A 17227-nucleotide genomic window follows, 5' to 3' on the forward strand; every position below is an offset into this window, starting at 1 on the left:
TCCCAGACTTCCGCGCACCTGCACTGATCAATACCATGACGTCGAGGCCGCCCGTTCCACCCCGTATGTCCGACGTTGCCGAACGCGCCGGCGTGTCGAAGATGACCGTGTCCCGTGTACTGGCGGGACGCAGTGTGTCGCAGGCGACCCGCGAGCGGGTTCTGAAGATTATCGATGAACTTGGATACGTCGCCGATGCGGCAGCCGGTGCATTGTCTTCGGGCCGTTCGGAGTTTGTCGCGGTACTCGTGCCGTCGCTGTCCAGTTCCAACTTCTCCGATACGGTGCGCGGGCTGAACGCCGCGCTCAACCCGCACGGTCTGCAATTGTTGCTTGGCGATACCGATTATCGTCTCGAACAGGAAGAACTCCTCGTGCGTTCGATGCTGCGCCACCAGCCGCGCTGCGTCGCGCTGACGGGCGGGCGGCATACCGGGGCTACCCGTACGCTGTTGCAGCGCGCGGGTATCCCCGTTGTCGAAATGTGGGACCTGCCTCGCGACCCGATCGACACCGCGGTGGGTTTCTCGAATGCGACGGCTGCGCGTGCGATGGTGCAGCATCTTCATGCATGTGGATATCGCCGCATTGGCTTTATCGGCGGGGCGAGCGAACGCGATCGTCGTGGCCTCGACCGGATGCGTGGATATATCGCTGAAATGAAGGCGCTGGGCCTCTGCGAGCCTCGCGTGATCCGCCTCGGCGAATCGCCGGTCACGATGAGTCACGGCGCTCCGGCGATCGGCGCGTTGCTTGAGGCGTGGCCCGATACCGAGGCCGTGATGTGCGTGAGCGACATGTCGGCTTTCGGCGCGATCATGGAGTGCCATCGGCGCGGGCTGTCGGTGCCGGGTGATATCGCAATTGCCGGTTTCGGCAACTTCGAGGTGTCGTGGTGCTCACAGCCGACCATCACCACGGTATCGGTGGACGCCTACGGAATCGGCTTGCGTGCCGGCGAGACATTGCTCGCGGCACTCGCGGCACGTGAGGCCGGCGACACGGTCGGGCGCGGCAAAAACGCGGCGGCACCGACGGCGCGCGCGAAAGCGGTCAAGATCGAATTTACGGTTATTCCGCGCGAAAGCGCCTGAACCGGTTGCGCGCGGTCGCCGCGCGATAAAAGCAGTTTCTTTCCCAATCGTTACCTCAGAGGGTGGCCCATCCGCGTTTGATCAGGGATATCCCTTGGTTGTCCGGATGCCGGGCCGCGCGTAACATCCACAATCAAAATGTTACCGGTAACTTAACTGGCGGCGATTTATCAGCCTGCGCGGCACGCTGCCGTAAGCGCTCAACCGTTTCTCACAAAATACGCCGACAAATGCGCTTATCAATGCGCTGATGGAGATCTGAATGTCCACTGTGCCGTCCGCCATCCCCACGCATCCCGCGGAGAGGAGCGAGTTCGAGGAAAAGACCTATCGCAAGGTCGTGCGCCGGCTGTTGCCGGTGCTGTTGCTGTGTTACGTGGTGGCCTATCTGGATCGGGTCAACGTCGGTTTTGCAAAGCTGCAAATGCTCGACGATCTGGGCCTGTCCGACACCGTGTACGCGATCGGCGCCAGCGTATTCTTCTGGGGCTACTTTATCTTCGAGATTCCGAGCAATGTGTTCCTGCATAAGTACGGTGCACGCTTCTGGATCGCCCGGATCATGTTCACATGGAGCCTCGTTTCGATGGCGCTCGCCTTCATCGAGCCGCTCGCGCGCCTCGCGCATGTCGAGACCGCGACGATGTTCTACTCGCTTCGCTTCCTGCTCGGGATCTGCGAGGCCGGCTTTTTCCCCGGTGTCATTCTTTACCTGAACTACTGGTTTCCGGCGCAGCGCCAGAGCCGGGTCATGTCGGGCTTCCTGATTGCCATGCCGGTCAGCCTGATGGTGGGCGGCGTGGTCTCCGGCTGGTTGATGGACCATACAGCCGGCCTGTTCGGCTACCAGGGCTGGCAATGGATGTTGCTGCTCGAAGGTGTGCCATCGCTGTTGACGGCGTTCGTGGTGTATTTCTCGCTTGACGACGGCATCGAGCGCGCACGCTGGCTGACGCCGCAGGAGAAAAGCCTGCTGGCGGCCAATCTGCAGCGCGAGAGCGCGCACAAGACAGCGCGTTTCGGATCGGCGGTGCGCGATCCGCGAGTGTGGCTGCTGGTGGCGATCCTGTTGACCTTCAATACCGGTTTTTACGGGCTGGCATTCTGGTTGCCTTCGATCATCAAGGCGACGGGAGTACAGGATCCGTTGCATATCGGCTTGTTGACGGCGATTCCTTACGGCGTGGCGATCATCGCAACGCTCGCTAACGCGGCCCATTCGAGGAAAACCGGGGAGCGGCGATTGCACGCGGCGATCCCGGCGCTGATCGGCGGTGTCGGCCTGATTCTGAGCGCGGCGTTCGCACATCAGGTGGTGTGGGCGATCACGTTTCTCACGATTGCCACGGCCGGTATCCTTGCGTTGATGCCGATTTACTGGACTTTCCCCGGGCAATTGCTGTCAGGCGCGGCTGCCGCGGCCGGCATCGCGATGATCAACGCGATCGGCAACCTGTCCGGCTTCACGGGTTCGATGATCACCGCCGTCGCCAGGAACCTGACCGGTGATATCAACAACGGCACTTATGCGCTCGGCGCGTGTCTGCTGGTCAGTTGCGTGCTGATCCTGCTCGTGCCGCGTAGCATGCTGACACGGGCTGCCGCAATCGAAGACAGCGGGTCCAGCCACCGCGCGGCGAAGCACGCAAACGGTTCAACCATCCCCATGACAGAGAGATAAGCAACATGTCCGCATCCACACCTCGCCGGCTAAGAAGCCAGGAATGGTTCGACGACCCGTCGCATGCGGATATGACGGCGCTCTACGTCGAGCGTTTCATGAACTACGGCCTGACGCGCGAAGAGCTTCAGTCGGGCCGGCCGGTCATCGGCATCGCGCAGACGGGCAGCGACCTCGCGCCGTGCAACCGGCACCATATCGAGCTCGCCGAACGGACAAAAGCAGGCATTCGCGACGCGGGCGGTATTCCGATGGAATTTCCGGTTCATCCGCTCGCCGAGCAGAGCCGCCGGCCGACCGCCGCGCTCGACCGCAATCTCGCGTATCTCGGACTGGTCGAAATCCTGCACGGCTTTCCGCTCGATGGCGTCGTGTTGACCACGGGCTGTGACAAGACCACGCCAGCCTGTCTGATGGCCGCGGCCACCGTCGACATGCCCGCCATCGTTCTATCGGGCGGACCGATGCTCGACGGCTGGCACGAGGGCAAGCGCGTGGGTTCGGGGACTGTCATCTGGCATGCCCGCAATCTGCTTGCCACCGGCGAAATCGACTACGAAGGTTTCATGCAGCTGACGACTGCGTCGTCGCCGTCGATCGGCCACTGCAACACGATGGGCACGGCGCTCTCGATGAACAGTCTGGCCGAAGCGCTCGGCATGTCGCTGCCCGGCTGCGCGAGCATTCCCGCGGCCTACCGGGAACGCGGCCAGATGGCTTATGCCACGGGCAAGCGCATCGTCGACCTCGTGCGCGAAGATGTGCGCCCGTCGCACATCATGACGAAGGCGGCGTTCGAAAACGCCATCGTGGTGGCCTCCGCGCTGGGTGCGTCGAGCAACTGCCCGCCCCATCTGATTGCGATTGCACGGCACATGGGCGTCGAATTGAGCCTTGACGACTGGCAGCGCGTGGGCGAACAGGTTCCGCTGATCGTGAACTGCATGCCTGCGGGCGAATATCTTGGCGAGAGTTTTCACCGTGCGGGTGGCGTGCCCGCCGTCCTGCACGAGCTGATCCAGGCACAACTCGTACACGGTGAATGTCTGACCGTGTCGGGCCGTACCATCGGCGAGATCGCAGCGGATGCGCCTCCTGCCGATCGCGACGTCATCAAGACCACTGAAGATCCGCTCAAACACGGCGCGGGTTTCATCGTGCTGTCGGGCAATTTCTTCGACAGCGCGATCATGAAGATGTCGGTGGTCGGCGATGCGTTCCGGCAGACCTATCTGAGCGAGCCCGGTGCGGAAAATGCCTTTGAGGCGCGGGCAATTGTCTTTGATGGTCCTGAGGACTATCACGCGCGCATCAACGATCCGTCGCTTGCGATCGACCAGCATTGCATTCTGGTGATTCGCGGGGCAGGTACCGTGGGCTATCCGGGGAGTGCCGAGGTGGTGAACATGGCACCGCCGGCAGAACTCGTGCGTCAGGGCATTACGTCCTTGCCGACGCTCGGTGACGGACGGCAAAGCGGCACCTCCGCGAGCCCGTCGATTCTCAACATGTCGCCCGAGGCGGCGGTTGGCGGTGGATTGTCGCTATTACGCACGAACGACCGCATTCGCGTGGATCTGAATTCACGCAGCGTGAACGTGCTGGTCGACGAGGACGAACTTGCGCAACGTCGCGAGACGGCTACCTTCACGATTCCGCCGGCACAGACGCCCTGGCAGGAACTGTACCGCCAGACGGTCGGCCAGCTTTCGACCGGCGGCTGTCTCGAGCCCGCGACGCTCTATCTCAAGGTGATTGCCGAGCGTGGCAACCCGAGGCATTCGCACTGACGTGCCGGTTGCAGGACCGGGCTCCATGCTTCACATCGAACCCGGTTCCACTGGTCTTCCAACCCTTCCGAGAATATCCAATCCCATGTCCACAACTTCCCAACCCGGTTTCCTCCCTGACGATATCGACGAGGCGCTGCTCGTGGGGCGCGTATGGCGCAAGACGGACCAGCATGAAGGCCCGTGCGTGGTCGTCGTGCGTCGTGGCGAGGTGTTCGACATCACCGCCACCGTGCCGACGACTGCTGACCTGTTCGACCGGGAGAACCCCGCACAGGTCGCGCGTACAGCGGAGGGCGTCCCGCTTGGCGCGGTGGCGGAGCTCATTGCCTCCAACCTTCCTGGCATGACCAGGCCCGCCGTGCGACTGCTCGCGCCGTGCGACGTTCAGGCCATCAAGGCGTGCGGCGTCACGTTCGCCGTGAGTTTGATCGAGCGCGTCATCGAGGAACAGGCGGGCGGTGATCCGGCGAAGGCGAAGGCAGTCCGCGAGACCATTGCTTCGATGATCGGATCGGACCTCTCGAAAATCGAGCCGGGCTCGGACGCCGCCATGAAGCTGAAAGCCGAACTGGAACGGCGCGGTGCGTGGTCGCAATACATGGAAGTGGGCATCGGCCCCGATGCGGAAGTGTTCTCGAAGTCGCAGCCCATGTCAGCGGTCGGTTTCGGGGCCGATGTGGGACTGCTCGCTGCTTCGACGTGGAACAATCCGGAGCCGGAAATCGTACTGGCGGTGAATAGCCGGGGCGGCATCGTCGGCGCGACGCTCGGCAACGACGTCAATCTGCGCGATATCGAAGGCCGCTCGGCGCTTTTGCTGGGCAAGTGCAAGGACAACAACGGCTCATGCGCGATCGGCCCGTTCGTGCGCCTCTTTGACGAAACCTTCTCGCTCGATTCGGTGCGCGCGGCAAGTGTCGCGCTGCGGGTGGAAGGCGTCGACGACAGCTTCGTGCTCGAGGGCGTGAGCCACATGAGCGAAATCAGCCGCGATCCGGCGAACCTCGTTGAGCAGACGTGGGGACGGCATCACCAGTATCCGGACGGTTTCATGCTGTTCCTTGGCACCATGTTCTCGCCGATCAAGGACCGTGACGCACCCGGTGCAGGGTTCACGCATCACCTGGGTGACGTGGTGACGATCTCGACGCCGCAACTGGGCGCGCTGGTGAACACGGTTCGCCTGAGCACTGAAATCGAACCGTGGACGTTCGGTGTGCGCGCGCTGTACCGGAATCTGGCTGCACGCGGCCTGCTTGCCGCTGCTTGAGCGACGAGTGCCAAAAACTCACTCGCGACCGCCGCAGATGGCGATCGCGAGTCAGTGGTCCAAGGCGGCGGCCGTAGCGAGCGCACCCGCGCCGCCAGAAAACAGCTTGCTGGACCGACGAAGCTTACCGGGCTACTCGTGTTGCGACGAACCGCTGACAACGCCGCCCACCGCGCTGTTCTGCGCGGCAACACGCGCTTCAGCAGCCTGGATGTTCGCCGGATATTCATTCGGGTTCGAGCGAACCGGGTTGTAGCCCGCCTTTTCGATCTGAACCAGTTGTGCGCGCACTTCCGCGCGGGTCAACGGTTGGTTCGACTGGGCGAAAACGGCAACCGGAGCAGCAAGGGTGGCGGCAACAACAACAGCGTGAATGAGCGACTTCATGATCACTACCTCCAGAGAGTGTCTTATTGGCCTGCAAACATCTTTATTTGCGGCAGTGAGGACAGTGTAGGAGGCGGTGAAATCAGGGTAAATACCTAATTTTGAATTCACTGTTTTTAAAAACAGGACAATCCGTGTCACCAGAAAGGGGCCCGCAGCAGAGCGCGCAACCCGCCCGTCGAAGTCACTCGAGTGACATGTCTTTCTCCGGCGCCTTGCCGGTCACGCGCCTGCGGCGACATTGCGCGGCGAGCGCCCTGATTTGCCGGGCGACTTCGTCGTCGAGCGGGGCATAGACGATCAAGCTCAGGTCCGGTCGCCCATCGACGGAAAACGCCGAGTATTCCAGTTCGATCGAACCCAACGTGGGATGCAGCAGCCGCTTGACGCCGTCTCCCTCTCCGTGACCCAGCACCTCGTTGTCCTGCCACAGGGCGTCGAACTCCGCACTGGTGGTACGGAGCGCGTTCACCAGTTCACCGACCTCGGATACCAGGCCCGCGCGAGCCACATCCGCCCGGAACGCGCCCACCACGAAACGGGCGACGTTTTCCCAGTCGTGCTGCTTTGCACGGACGTCGGGATTGCGGAACAGGAACTGGAGAATATTGCGCTGGCCGACCGGCAACTCGTCATAGTCAGTCAGCACAACCGCCGCGGCATCGTTCCAGGCAACGACGTCCCAGGTGGCGGTCTTGATGATTGCCGGGCTGGCATCGAGCGAGTCGAGCAGCCGCTGAAGCCGCGGATTGACGCCGTCGACGGACTTGTAGCGGACCTCGGGCGGCCGCCCCAGTCCCAGCATGAAAAGGTGCTCGCGCTCCGCATCGGTCAGCATCAGGGCGCCGGAGATCCGGTCCAGCACTTCGGCAGAAGGCGCGCCGCCACGTCCCTGCTCCAGCCAGGTGTACCAGGTCGGGCTGATGTGGGCACGCACGGCAACCTCCTCCCGGCGCAGCCCAGGCGTGCGCCTGCGTCCGGAAAACCCGAAGCTCGCCGGGTCGAGGCGTGTCCGGCGGCTTCTCAGGAAATCCCCGAGCGATCTCGCGGTATTGACTGACATCGTGATCCTGTTAGTCGCTTTACTATGATGAGATCACTACTTTAACGGGATAACAATTGACCGGATAGTGAACGCCTCACGACCAGGGAGACTTCACCATGCGTATCTTTCTTACGGGTGCGACCGGCTTTATCGGTTCGGCCCTCGTTCCTGAACTTGTCGAGGCCGGTCATCACGTGGTCGGCATGACCCGTTCTGACGCGGGAGCGCAGGCGCTTGTCGATGCGGGCGCCGAGGTGCATCGCGGAACCCTCGAGGATTCCGCGAGTTTGCGCAGCGGCGCCGCAAACGCAGATGCCGTCATCCACACGGCCTTCGATCACGATTTCTCGAAGTTCGTCGAGAATTGCGAGAAGGACAGGCGTGCCATCGCCGCACTCGGTTCCGCACTCGCCGGCTCCGATCGGCTCCTGATCATCACCTCGGGGACGGGAATGGGCAGCGGTCAGCATGGCAGGCCGGCGACCGAGGACGTCTTCGATACCGGTCATCCCAATCCGCGCATCGCGTCCGAACTGGCTGCCAATGTGCTGCTGGAGGCGGGTATCAACGTGTCCGTGGTGCGATTGCCGCAGGTTCACAATCCGTTCAAGCAGGGCCTCATCGCACCGCTCATCGGCATCGCTCGCGAAAAAGGCGTCGTGGCTTACGTGGGTGAGGGCCGTAACCGCTGGCCGGCGGGTCACCTGTCCGATGTCGCGCGTCTCTATCGGCTCGCCGTGGAGGCCCGTGAACGGGGCGCACGTTATCACGCGGTCGGTGAAGAAGGCATCAGCAGTCGCGAAATCGCCGAGGCGCTGGGGCGGGGGCTGAACTTGCCGACGGTTTCGATCGCCCAGGCGGAAGCCGCGGCGCATTTCGGATGGATGGCGATGTTCGTCGGTCTGGATATGCCGGCTTCCAGCGCCTGGACGCAGGCGCGACTGGGCTGGCATCCAGTGGGGCCGACGCTGGTCGCCGATCTCGACGAAGCGCGTTACATCGCGTAGTTTTCCCTGGGGTGTGACATTGCACGACATTCCCGGCTCCAGATTCGTGTTCGAACCTGGAGCCGGGAAGATGCACTTATCCGCCGCAGCTGAGGAGTAAGCAACGGGCGCATCCATCGATCCCTTCGACCACGCGCCCGAGACCTCATCACCACGGGATCGTTTCGCTCTCCCAACGCGTGAACGTTCCGGTGGGGCTATCCGGGCCCAGCAGTGCGACGCGCACCGCCTCGCGCGCGCCGTCCTCGACGGTTGCCGTGCCCGCATATCCGTTGAGGTTCGTCCGGGTAAAGCCCGGGGAGACGGCGTTGACCTTGATCCCCTCCGGCTCCAGCTCGATCGCCATGGCGACCGTCAACGCGTTGAGCGCCGTCTTGGACGCAGGGTAGACAGGGCCGAAGATCGAGCGATAGGCGAAGGCCGGGTTCGAGTTCGTCGTCAGCGACCCGACGCCACTCGACACGTTGACGATGCGGGCTGCCGGCGCCTTGCGCAGGAGCGGCAGCATCGCCTGGTAGACGGCGAGGACGCCGAACACGTTGGTGTCCCACACCGCGCGCATTTCATCGAGCGACACGTTGCCCGGGCGGGTCGTCCTTGCATACTCTTCGACGGACTGGCCGGGCCGTTTGTTCGTATTCGAGATGGCCGCGTTCTGGACGAGCACGTCGAGACGGCCGAACTCATTGCCAACGCGTTCCGCCGCGGCAGCGATCGAAGCCTGATCGGTCACGTCGAGCTGGAGCGCGCGGGCGTCCGGCCCCACCTCTCTCGCCGCCGCCTCGCCGCGCTCGAAATCGCGCGACCCGACCAGCACCATGAAGCCGTGCGCCACGAGATCCTTTGCGATCTGAAGGCCGATTCCCTGATTAGCCCCGGTGACGAGCGCGATGGGTTTGTCCTGCATGGTGATCTCCTTTTCGTATTGCGTTGCATTGCGTTGCATTGCGTCGTAGCGCGCGGAAGCCATTTCCGCGTGGCGCCCACGGGTCAGCGAACCTCGGCCGCCCATGCTTCGGCGTCGGCGCCGGCCGGAATGCGCATCGGGGATGACGGATCGGTCGCCGCGCGCCACACGGCTTCGGCGACATCCTGTGCCTGGGTAACCGGCGACGACGCATCCTCCAGTCCCGCGAAAACCTGCTTGACGATCCCGGCATAGGCCTCGTGGTCAAGGCCATGCATGTGCGCGCGCGCGTTTTCGAAGAAGCGCGTCGCGGGCGCGCGGCCCGGCAGCACCAGGCGTGCCCGCACGCCGAACGGCTCGAGTTCCAGCGCCATCGACTCGGTGAACGCATTCACCGCCGCCTTGCTCGCGCGATACGCGGTGATCAGGGGCAGCGCCTTCAACGTCACGCTCGACGTGACGTTCACGACGACACCGACCCTGCGCTGCCGGAACTGGGGCAACACCGCCTGCGTCAATGCGATCGTGCCGATGGTGTTGGTCTCGAAGATCTCGCGCACCGTCGCGATCGGGACGAGTTCTGCCGGAGAAGCCGCGCCAAAGCCCGCGTTGTTGACGAGGACGTCGATCGGGCCCGCGGCCTCGACGGCCTGGCGGATGCTCTCCGGATCGGTGACGTCGAGCGCGAGCACGCGCAGGCGGTCTGACGGCGGCAGCACGTCGGCACGCGGCGTGCGCATCGTGGCGACGACGTGCCAGTCGCGGGCCAGGAAGTAGCGGGCGATCTCGAGGCCAAATCCGGAAGAGCAGCCGGTGATGAGTACGGTTTTCATGGGAAGTCCTGTGGGGGAGTGTGCCCATACGATAGATCGCTGGAACCGTACTTGCTACAATCAATCATCCGAATTTCATTTGCAGGAGTCCGGCGATGATCGATCCGTTAGCCGAAGTCGTGACGCTGCTGCAACCGGGTGCCCGGTTCTCCAAACTCGTCCTTGGCGCCAGCCCCTGGCGCATCAGTCGCTCGGACGCCGGCCAGCCGTTCTATTGCGTGATCCTCGAGGGCGGGTGCCGCATCGCGATCGACGGACACGCGCCCATCGAGCTGCTGTCGGGTGACTTCGTGCTGATTCCCGCGGCCTATGGCGTCGCGATGTCCAGCCTCGAACCACCGCCGCCGGGCGTGGAGACGCCGGCGCCCGTCGCGCTGGGCAACGGCGAATTCAGAATCGGCGCCGCGGGCAGTCCGATCGACGCGCGCATGATGGCGGGCCACTGCAGCTTCGGTTCGCCGGATGCGTCCCTGCTGGTTTCGTTGCTGCCGCAACTGGTGCATGTGCGCGGCGAGCAGCGACTGGCGACGCTCGTGCAACTCGTGCGAGAGGAAACGCGCGAGCAGCGGCCCGCGCGCGAAGTCGTGCTTTCACGCCTGCTGGAAGTGCTGCTCATCGAGGCGCTGCGGTCGACCGCGGAAACGAATGCGTCACCGGGCCTCGTGCGCGGGCTCGCCGACAGCCGCCTCGCGGCCGCGATCCGCGGGATGCACGAACGCCCGACGCATGCATGGACGATTGCCGAGCTCGCGAAGGAAGCCGCGCTCTCGCGCTCGACCTTTTTCGAGCGCTTCACTCGCGCGGTCGGCGTTGCGCCGATGGAATATCTGCTCACGTGGCGCATGGCGCTCGCGAAGGACCTGCTGCGCCGCAATGAAGGCCGGGTCGCCGAGATCGCGCAGCGCGTCGGTTACAGCTCCGCCAGCACCTTCAGTGTCGCCTTCACGCGGCACGTCGGCCGGCCGCCTACGCAGTACGCGCGCGAGGAGCAGGCGGCCGCGAACGTCGCGTAAGACGGCGCGAACCGGCAGTTCCCGGATCTGTCAGCGCGTGGTGAAGGTCGTCGCCGAATACGCGTCGATGACTCTCATCGGGCTCAGCGCGTAGTTGCATTCAGCGCGGCTTTCGACATCACGATTCCCGAACAGGCTGCTACAGCGACGAAGCCGCCCTTGCCGCCTGATCGTAAAGCCCGCTCATTCGCACAAAAAACCGCGCGAACTCAGACATCGCTGGCTTCATGTCATCTTCGATGATGCCGAGCAGACAGCGCTCGCGCACCTCACGATAGTTCGCGATTACCTTCTCGCCATCCGGCGTCGTCTGATACAGCACTTCCTTGCCAACCTTCTGACCCGTCACGAGCTTCGCGGCGAGCAGCTTCTTCAGCGAATAGCTGACCGAATGCGTATCGGCGAGATTGAGCACGAAACAGATGTCCGCGAGTTTCCGGTTGCGCGCCCGATGCGCGACCTGATGCAACACGACGACATCCATGAAGGTGAGGTCGCCGTGACCGGCCGCCTTCGTGCCGCGCTCCAGCCATTCGTTGAACGCGTTCCAGCAGACGATCATCCCGAACTCGAACTCGCTCAGTCCTTCATTGCCGGGGGACACCAGATGCGGCGACAGAACCACGGGTTTTTTAGCTCCTTTCATCATTTGCCTCCTCGTTTTCCCGGATTTTAGCACTTTGACAATAATGTCACGTTGACGAAACGCTGGCGTTTCACTAGTGTTGATCCATCGTTGATCACAACCCGCTGCTTTTGCTCTGGACCCGTATGCGGCCGTCCGTGGGCTTTCTGTTGCCCGCCGTTTGCGGATTGTCCGTACGCCAGCAGCAACTGACAGCGGGTGTGGCGATTCGCCCCCCAGGAGAAAAGAAGATGCAAAACGAAAGTGACGCTGCCGCGGCCATGAAGCCGAACGTGGCGCAAATCCGGCTGTCCGTGGATATCGGCGGGACGTTTACCGATGTCGTCCTGGAAACGGCCGAGCACCGGTTCACGAAGAAAGTGTTGACGACGCCGGAACAGCCCGAGCGGGCGGTACTCGACGGCGCGCAGCTGGCGCTGGGCGACGCGGGTCTCGTGTTCGCCGACATCGACGTCTTCGTGCATGGCACCACGCTCGCCACGAACGCGGTGCTCGAACGCCGCGGCGCACTGACGGCGCTGATCGGCACCACGGGTTTTCGCGACGTCATCGAAATCGGCACGGAAGGCCGTTACGACCAGTACGACCTGCAGATCGAAAAGCAGGTGCCGCTGGTGCCGCGTGCGCTACGGGTCACGGTCGAGGAGCGGATGAATGCGAAGGGCGAGGTACTGCTGCCGTTGAACGAACGCATGCTGCACCGTCACATCGATTTTCTGCACGCGCAGCGCGTGGAAAGCGTGGCGATCTGCTTTCTGCACGCCTATGCAAATGCGGTGCATGAACAGCGCGCCAGAGAGATCATCGCCCGCGCGTTGCCGGACCTGTCGATCTCGATCTCAAGCGAAGTCTGCCCCGAGATCCGCGAGTATGAACGCACGTCGACCACGCTCACCAACGCCTACGTGAAGCCGCTGATGTCGGCGTATCTGGGGCGTATGCGCACGGCACTCGACGCCGCCGGTTTTCGCGGACCCATTTATCTCGTCACGTCGAACGGTGGTTTGACCTCGGTGGAAACCGCACGCCAGTTCCCCGTCCGGCTGGTCGAATCAGGGCCCGCCGGCGGCGCGATCTTTGCCGCCGATGTTGCGCGGCGCGCCGACGAGCGCAAGGTGCTCGCGTTCGACATGGGCGGCACCACCGCCAAGGTTTGTCTGATCGACCAGTTCAATCCGGATCACGACCGTATCTACGAAGTCGACCGCGCGGCGCGTTTCCAGAAGGGCAGCGGTTTGCCATTGCGCATTCCGGTGATCGATCTGGTGGAGATCGGGGCGGGCGGCGGATCGATCGCCCGCATCGACGCGCTCAGGAACGTCGTGGTGGGTCCGCAAAGCGCGAGTTCGGTGCCGGGGCCCGCGTGCTACGGCCGCGGCGGCACGCAGCCCACCGTCACCGATGCCGACGTGGTGCTTGGGTTGATCGATCCGGCCGCTTTTGCGGGCGGATCGGTGCAGCTCGACGTCGAAGCGTCGCGCGTCGCGCTGCGCTCGGAGATCGCCGAACCTTTGGGAATGACACCGGAACTGGCTGCATTCGCCGTCTACGAGATGGTGTGCGAAAGCATGGCGAGCGCGGCGCGCGCGCACGCGATCGAGAAGGGCAAAGGTTTCGCCGATCGCACACTGATTGCCTTCGGCGGCGCCGCGCCGCTGCACGCCGCGCGGGTCGCCGAAAAGATCGGCGCGAGCCGCGTGCTGGTTCCACCGGGCGCGGGCGTCGGTTCAGCGGTGGGATTCCTGCGCGCGCCGGTTGCCTACGAGATCGTGCGCAGCTACCACGTGCGCCTCGACAGTTTCGATGCCGGCGCGGTCGGGACAATGCTCGGTGCGATGGAAACGGAAGCGCGCGCAGTGGTCAGCGAGGGCGCCGCCGGTGCGCCGATGCAGGTGCGTCGCGTTGCCTTTATGCGTTACGTCGGGCAGGGACATGAAATCGCCGTCGATACACCCCATGGCGACGATCCCGCGGCCTGTGCGCGGATCCTCGGCGAGCGCTTCGCCAGTGCGTACTCCCAGCTTTTCAACCGCACCATTCCCGGCGCGCCGATCGAAATCCTCAGCTGGTCGGTGACCGTCAGCGCACACAGCGCCGCGGCCGGCCTGAACGCCGCTGCACTGGAGTCCGGGGCTGCGGCGTTGGCCGAAGGCGAACGTGAATATTTCGACGGACACAACGGCGCGCGCATACCGGTGCCGGTGTACCGGCGCGAAACGCTGGCGCGCGATGCGCGCGTGAGCGGGCCCGCGCTGATCGTCGAACGTGAAACCACGACTTTCGTGACCGCCGCCTTCGATGCCGAAGTCGACCGGCACGGCAACATCGTCCTGCAACGCAAGCAGCAACAGCAACCCGGAGACCGCACATGAACACTTACGACGCGCTTCAAACCATCGAGTTGCAGACCATGTGGCATCGCCTGATCGCGATTGTCGAAGAACAGGCGCAAACGTTGTTGCGCACGGCATTCAGTCCGATCGTCCGGGAGTGCGGCGATCTGTCGGCCGGCGTATTCGACACGCAAGGACGCATGCTCGCGCAGGCGGTGACCGGCGCACCGGGTCACGTCAACACGATGGCCGAATCGGTGCAGCACTTCCTGCGCCGCTATCCGCTCGACACGATGCAGCCCGGCGACGTATTCCTGACCAACGATCCCTGGATGGGCACGGGGCACCTGAACGACTTCGTCATGGTGACCCCGGCTTTCCGCGGCGGGGAGGCGGTGGCGCTTTTCTGCGCGACGAGTCACATCATGGATATCGGCGGCCTCGGTTTCGGTCCGGATGCGCTGGACGTCTACATGGAAGGCCTGTATATCCCGCCGCTCAGGCTGTTCGACGGCGGCGAACTGAACGGCACGCTCATGGACATGATCCGCGGCAATACGCGTCAGCCGATGGAGACCGAGGGCGATACATACGCGCTCGCCGCGTGCAATGCAGTGGGTGCGAAGCGGCTCGTCGAAATGATGGATGAGTTTGGCCTGGCGTCGCTGGACGCGCTGGGGCAGTTCATCCTGGAGCGCTCGCGCGAGGCCATGCTCGAACAGGTCCGCAAGTTGCCGCAGGGCACGTGGCGCAACGTGATGACCGTCGACGGCTATGGCTCGCCGATCGAGATTCATGCCGCGTTGACGGTTTCAGACCACGGCATTCACGTGGATTACGAGGGCAGTTCGGCGCAGTCGGCACGCGGGATCAATGTGCCCATCAGCTATGCCACCGCCTATTCGCTGTTCGGTCTGGCCTGCGCGGTATCGGGCTGCATCCCCAACAATTCCGGTTCGCTGTCGGTATTCACGGTGGCGGCGCCGCCCGGCAGCATCCTCAATGCCGCGCGGCCGGCTCCGGTGTCGACCCGCCACGTGCTCGGGCAAATGCTGCCTGACGTGGTGTTCGGCTGCCTGCGCCAGATCATTCCCGAGCGTGTGCCGGCCGAAGGCACGGCAGCCGTCTGGCTGATCACGCTGCGTGGCGAAGCGGCGGACGCCGCCGCCGGCACCTACGGCTTCACGCTCGGCTTCACCAGCAACGGCGGTACCGGCGCACGCGAGGCGCGCGACGGTCTTTCGGCGACCGCGTTTCCGACGAGTCTCGCATGCACGCCCGTGGAGATCGCCGAGACCCAGACGCCGCTCGTGTTCTGGCGCAAGGAGTTGCGCGAAGGCTCGGGCGGAGCGGGCAGGACGCGCGGCGGACTGGGGCAGGTGATCGAAATCGAGTCCGCGTGCCAGAAAAACTTCGAGATCCTTGCGTCGTTCGACCGGATCGATTTCCCGCCGCGCGGCCAGGACGGCGGCCACGACGGCGCGGCGGGATTCGTCGGCCTGCGCTCCGGCGAGCGGCTGAAAGGCAAGGGCGCGCAAAGCGTGGCCGCGGGTGAGCGGCTCGTCATCATGACGCCGGGCGGCGCGGGCCGCGGCGATCCGTGCGAGCGGGATCCGCTGCTCGTGCGCTTCGATGTCGCCAGCGGGCTGGTGTCGTCGCGCGACTCGGATGCGATATACGGCACGGCCTGAGCAGCACGGGCTGGCGGCGCGGCGTCCGTGCGCGAGGCGCATATGTACCGCACCGCCAGACGGGGAAAAAGGAATTACACGCACCTTTATTGATATGTCATCCTGAACGAGAGGGTTGGGAAATGAGAACCGACAGAGAAGCAGCGAAACCTGATGCGGGCGCCCGGCTGGAACGGTTGCCAATGAGCCGTTACCAATATCTGCTGTTCGCGATCGTGGCGACCGCGTTCCTGTTCGACACGGCGGATACCGCGGCGCTCGCCTACATGCTCGGCACGATCAAGGCGGAACTCGGGCTGAGCGTGGCCGAGGCTGGCGTGCTCGCCAGCGCGAGTCTGCTTGGCATGTTTTTCGGCGCCGGCATCGCGGGCATTCTGGCCGACCGCTTTGGCCGCAAGCCGATCTTCCAGTTCAGCATGCTGCTGTGGGGGCTGGGCAGCCTGTTGTGCGGTCTGTCGACGACCTACACCGGGCTGCTGAATGCGCGGCTGCTGCTCGGTGTCGGCATGGGCATGGAGTTGCCCATCGCGCTCGCGCTGATCGCCGAGTATCTGCCGACCCATCTGCGCGGCCGCTTCACCGCGATTCTCGAAGGTTTCCTGCCGATCGGCTTCATCGGGGTCGGGATTCTGGTCTATTTCCTGATGCCGCTCGTGGGCTGGCAGGGCGTGTTCCTGGTGCTCGCCGTGCCCGCGCTCTTCCTGTTCGTGATCCGCCGCATGGTGCCGGAATCGCCGCGCTGGCTGGAGGCGGCCGGACGTCTCGACGAGGCGGAAGACGTGATGGCGCTGATCGAATCGAAGGTCATGCGTGCAGCAGGGCTGCTCAAGCTGCCGGAACCGGTAATCGGCGTCGTGACGCTGGAGGCGGACACACGGCACCGGTGGCTGTCGGCGCTCGGCGATCTCTGGCATCGCGACTATCGCAAACGCACGCTGATGCTGTGGATCGTCTGGTTCCTGACGCTACTCGGGTTCTACGGTCTGACCTCGTGGCTCGCTTCGCTGCTGCAGCAGGCGGGCTATCCGGCGACGAAATCGATCTTCTATACGGTGCTCATCTCGTGCGCCGGGATCCCCGGCTTCATGGCGGCGGCCTACGCGCTCGAACGCTGGGGCCGCAAGCCGACCGCGATCGCCTATCTCCTCGGCAGCGCGGCAGGGGCGTTCGTGTACGGCCAATGCATCAGCCATCGCGCGGATCTCGCGCTCCTGATCGCCGCGGGACTGGTGATGCAGTTTTTCGTCTTCGGCATGTGGTCGGTGATCTATGCGTACACGCCGGAACTGTACCCGACGCGATCGCGCGGAACCGGATCGAGCATGGCGTCGGCGATCGGGCGGATCGGTTCGATCATCGGCCCGTCCGGCATCGCGTTGATGCTGCCCCTGACGGGTCCGTCAGGCGCCTTCGCGGTCGGCGCGGGCTGCTTCGCGGTGGCGGCCGCCACGATCGCGCTGCTTGGCCCCGAGACCCGGGGCGTGACGTTGAACTGAGCGCGAAGGCTACTTTTGTGCTCGTCCATGT

At 64.1% G+C, this 17227-nt stretch carries 14 protein-coding genes; 9 read left to right on the forward strand and 5 right to left on the reverse strand.

All coding sequences use genetic code 11. From position 1 onward, the window contains the following. Window positions 1-65: 65 nt before the first annotated feature. The 4 genes from BLV45_RS19490 to BLV45_RS19505 all read left to right on the forward strand — a co-directional run bounded on the left by BLV45_RS19490 (window position 66) and on the right by BLV45_RS19505 (window position 5838). Window positions 66-1094, forward strand: a complete 1029-nt coding sequence (locus tag BLV45_RS19490) for a LacI family DNA-binding transcriptional regulator (protein ID WP_090535601.1) — start codon at window positions 66-68, stop codon at window positions 1092-1094. A 262-nt stretch (window positions 1095-1356) separates the two neighbouring features. Continuing rightward, window positions 1357-2775: an MFS transporter gene (locus BLV45_RS19495; RefSeq protein WP_090535602.1), complete on the forward strand. Its 1419-nt coding sequence runs from the start codon at window positions 1357-1359 to the stop codon at window positions 2773-2775. Window positions 2776-2780: 5 nt separating this feature from the next. Further along, a complete protein-coding gene (locus tag BLV45_RS19500; RefSeq protein WP_090535603.1) occupies window positions 2781-4565 on the forward strand; it encodes an IlvD/Edd family dehydratase in 1785 nt (594 codons plus the stop codon). Window positions 4566-4650: 85 nt separating this feature from the next. Then, window positions 4651-5838, forward strand: a complete 1188-nt coding sequence (locus tag BLV45_RS19505; protein ID WP_090535604.1) for a fumarylacetoacetate hydrolase family protein — start codon at window positions 4651-4653, stop codon at window positions 5836-5838. A gap of 132 nt (window positions 5839-5970) precedes the next feature. Here the strand turns inward: BLV45_RS19505 and BLV45_RS19510 are convergent, their stop codons facing one another. Both BLV45_RS19510 and BLV45_RS19515 read right to left on the reverse strand, forming a co-directional pair. Further along, a complete protein-coding gene (locus tag BLV45_RS19510) occupies window positions 5971-6225 on the reverse strand; it encodes a DUF4148 domain-containing protein (protein ID WP_090535605.1) in 255 nt (84 codons plus the stop codon). Window positions 6226-6409: 184 nt separating this feature from the next. Beyond that, a complete protein-coding gene (locus BLV45_RS19515; protein ID WP_090535606.1) occupies window positions 6410-7288 on the reverse strand; it encodes a helix-turn-helix transcriptional regulator in 879 nt (292 codons plus the stop codon). Between the two features lie 98 nt (window positions 7289-7386). Between BLV45_RS19515 and BLV45_RS19520 the strand changes: the two genes are divergently transcribed. Further along, window positions 7387-8277: an SDR family oxidoreductase gene (locus BLV45_RS19520; RefSeq protein WP_090535607.1), complete on the forward strand. Its 891-nt coding sequence runs from the start codon at window positions 7387-7389 to the stop codon at window positions 8275-8277. Between the two features lie 148 nt (window positions 8278-8425). Here BLV45_RS19520 and BLV45_RS19525 read toward each other — a convergent pair whose 3' ends face one another. Both BLV45_RS19525 and BLV45_RS19530 read right to left on the reverse strand, forming a co-directional pair. Continuing rightward, window positions 8426-9184 (reverse strand): SDR family oxidoreductase, encoded by a 759-nt coding sequence (locus BLV45_RS19525; protein WP_090535693.1) that lies wholly within the window; start codon window positions 9182-9184, stop codon window positions 8426-8428. 83 nt (window positions 9185-9267) lie between these two features. After that, window positions 9268-10017 (reverse strand): SDR family oxidoreductase, encoded by a 750-nt coding sequence (locus tag BLV45_RS19530; protein ID WP_090535608.1) that lies wholly within the window; start codon window positions 10015-10017, stop codon window positions 9268-9270. 95 nt (window positions 10018-10112) lie between these two features. Here BLV45_RS19530 and BLV45_RS19535 point away from each other — a divergent pair, with 95 nt between their 5' ends. Further along, a complete protein-coding gene (locus BLV45_RS19535) occupies window positions 10113-11030 on the forward strand; it encodes an AraC family transcriptional regulator (protein WP_176954213.1) in 918 nt (305 codons plus the stop codon). A 139-nt stretch (window positions 11031-11169) separates the two neighbouring features. Here the strand turns inward: BLV45_RS19535 and BLV45_RS19540 are convergent, their stop codons facing one another. Continuing rightward, window positions 11170-11676, reverse strand: a complete 507-nt coding sequence (locus tag BLV45_RS19540; protein WP_245753397.1) for a winged helix DNA-binding protein — start codon at window positions 11674-11676, stop codon at window positions 11170-11172. Window positions 11677-11906: 230 nt separating this feature from the next. Here BLV45_RS19540 and BLV45_RS19545 point away from each other — a divergent pair, with 230 nt between their 5' ends. From BLV45_RS19545 to BLV45_RS19555, 3 genes are all read left to right on the forward strand, one after another. Continuing rightward, on the forward strand, window positions 11907-14048 hold the full coding sequence (locus BLV45_RS19545; protein ID WP_218133549.1) for a hydantoinase/oxoprolinase family protein: 2142 nt from the start codon (window positions 11907-11909) through the stop codon (window positions 14046-14048). Beyond that, complete coding sequence (locus tag BLV45_RS19550; RefSeq protein WP_090535611.1) at window positions 14045-15700, forward strand: hydantoinase B/oxoprolinase family protein; 1656 nt, start codon at window positions 14045-14047, stop codon at window positions 15698-15700. The genes BLV45_RS19545 and BLV45_RS19550 overlap by 4 nt, the downstream gene beginning before the upstream one ends. Window positions 15701-15882: 182 nt before the next feature. Beyond that, window positions 15883-17196 carry an MFS transporter gene (locus BLV45_RS19555; RefSeq protein WP_245753399.1) on the forward strand — a complete coding sequence of 438 codons (1314 nt, stop codon included), beginning with the start codon at window positions 15883-15885 and terminating at the stop codon, window positions 17194-17196. Window positions 17197-17227 lie beyond the last annotated feature (31 nt).

It is taken from the genome of Paraburkholderia sartisoli, from assembly GCF_900107685.1.
Classification (GTDB): Bacteria; Pseudomonadota; Gammaproteobacteria; order Burkholderiales; family Burkholderiaceae; genus Paraburkholderia; species Paraburkholderia sartisoli.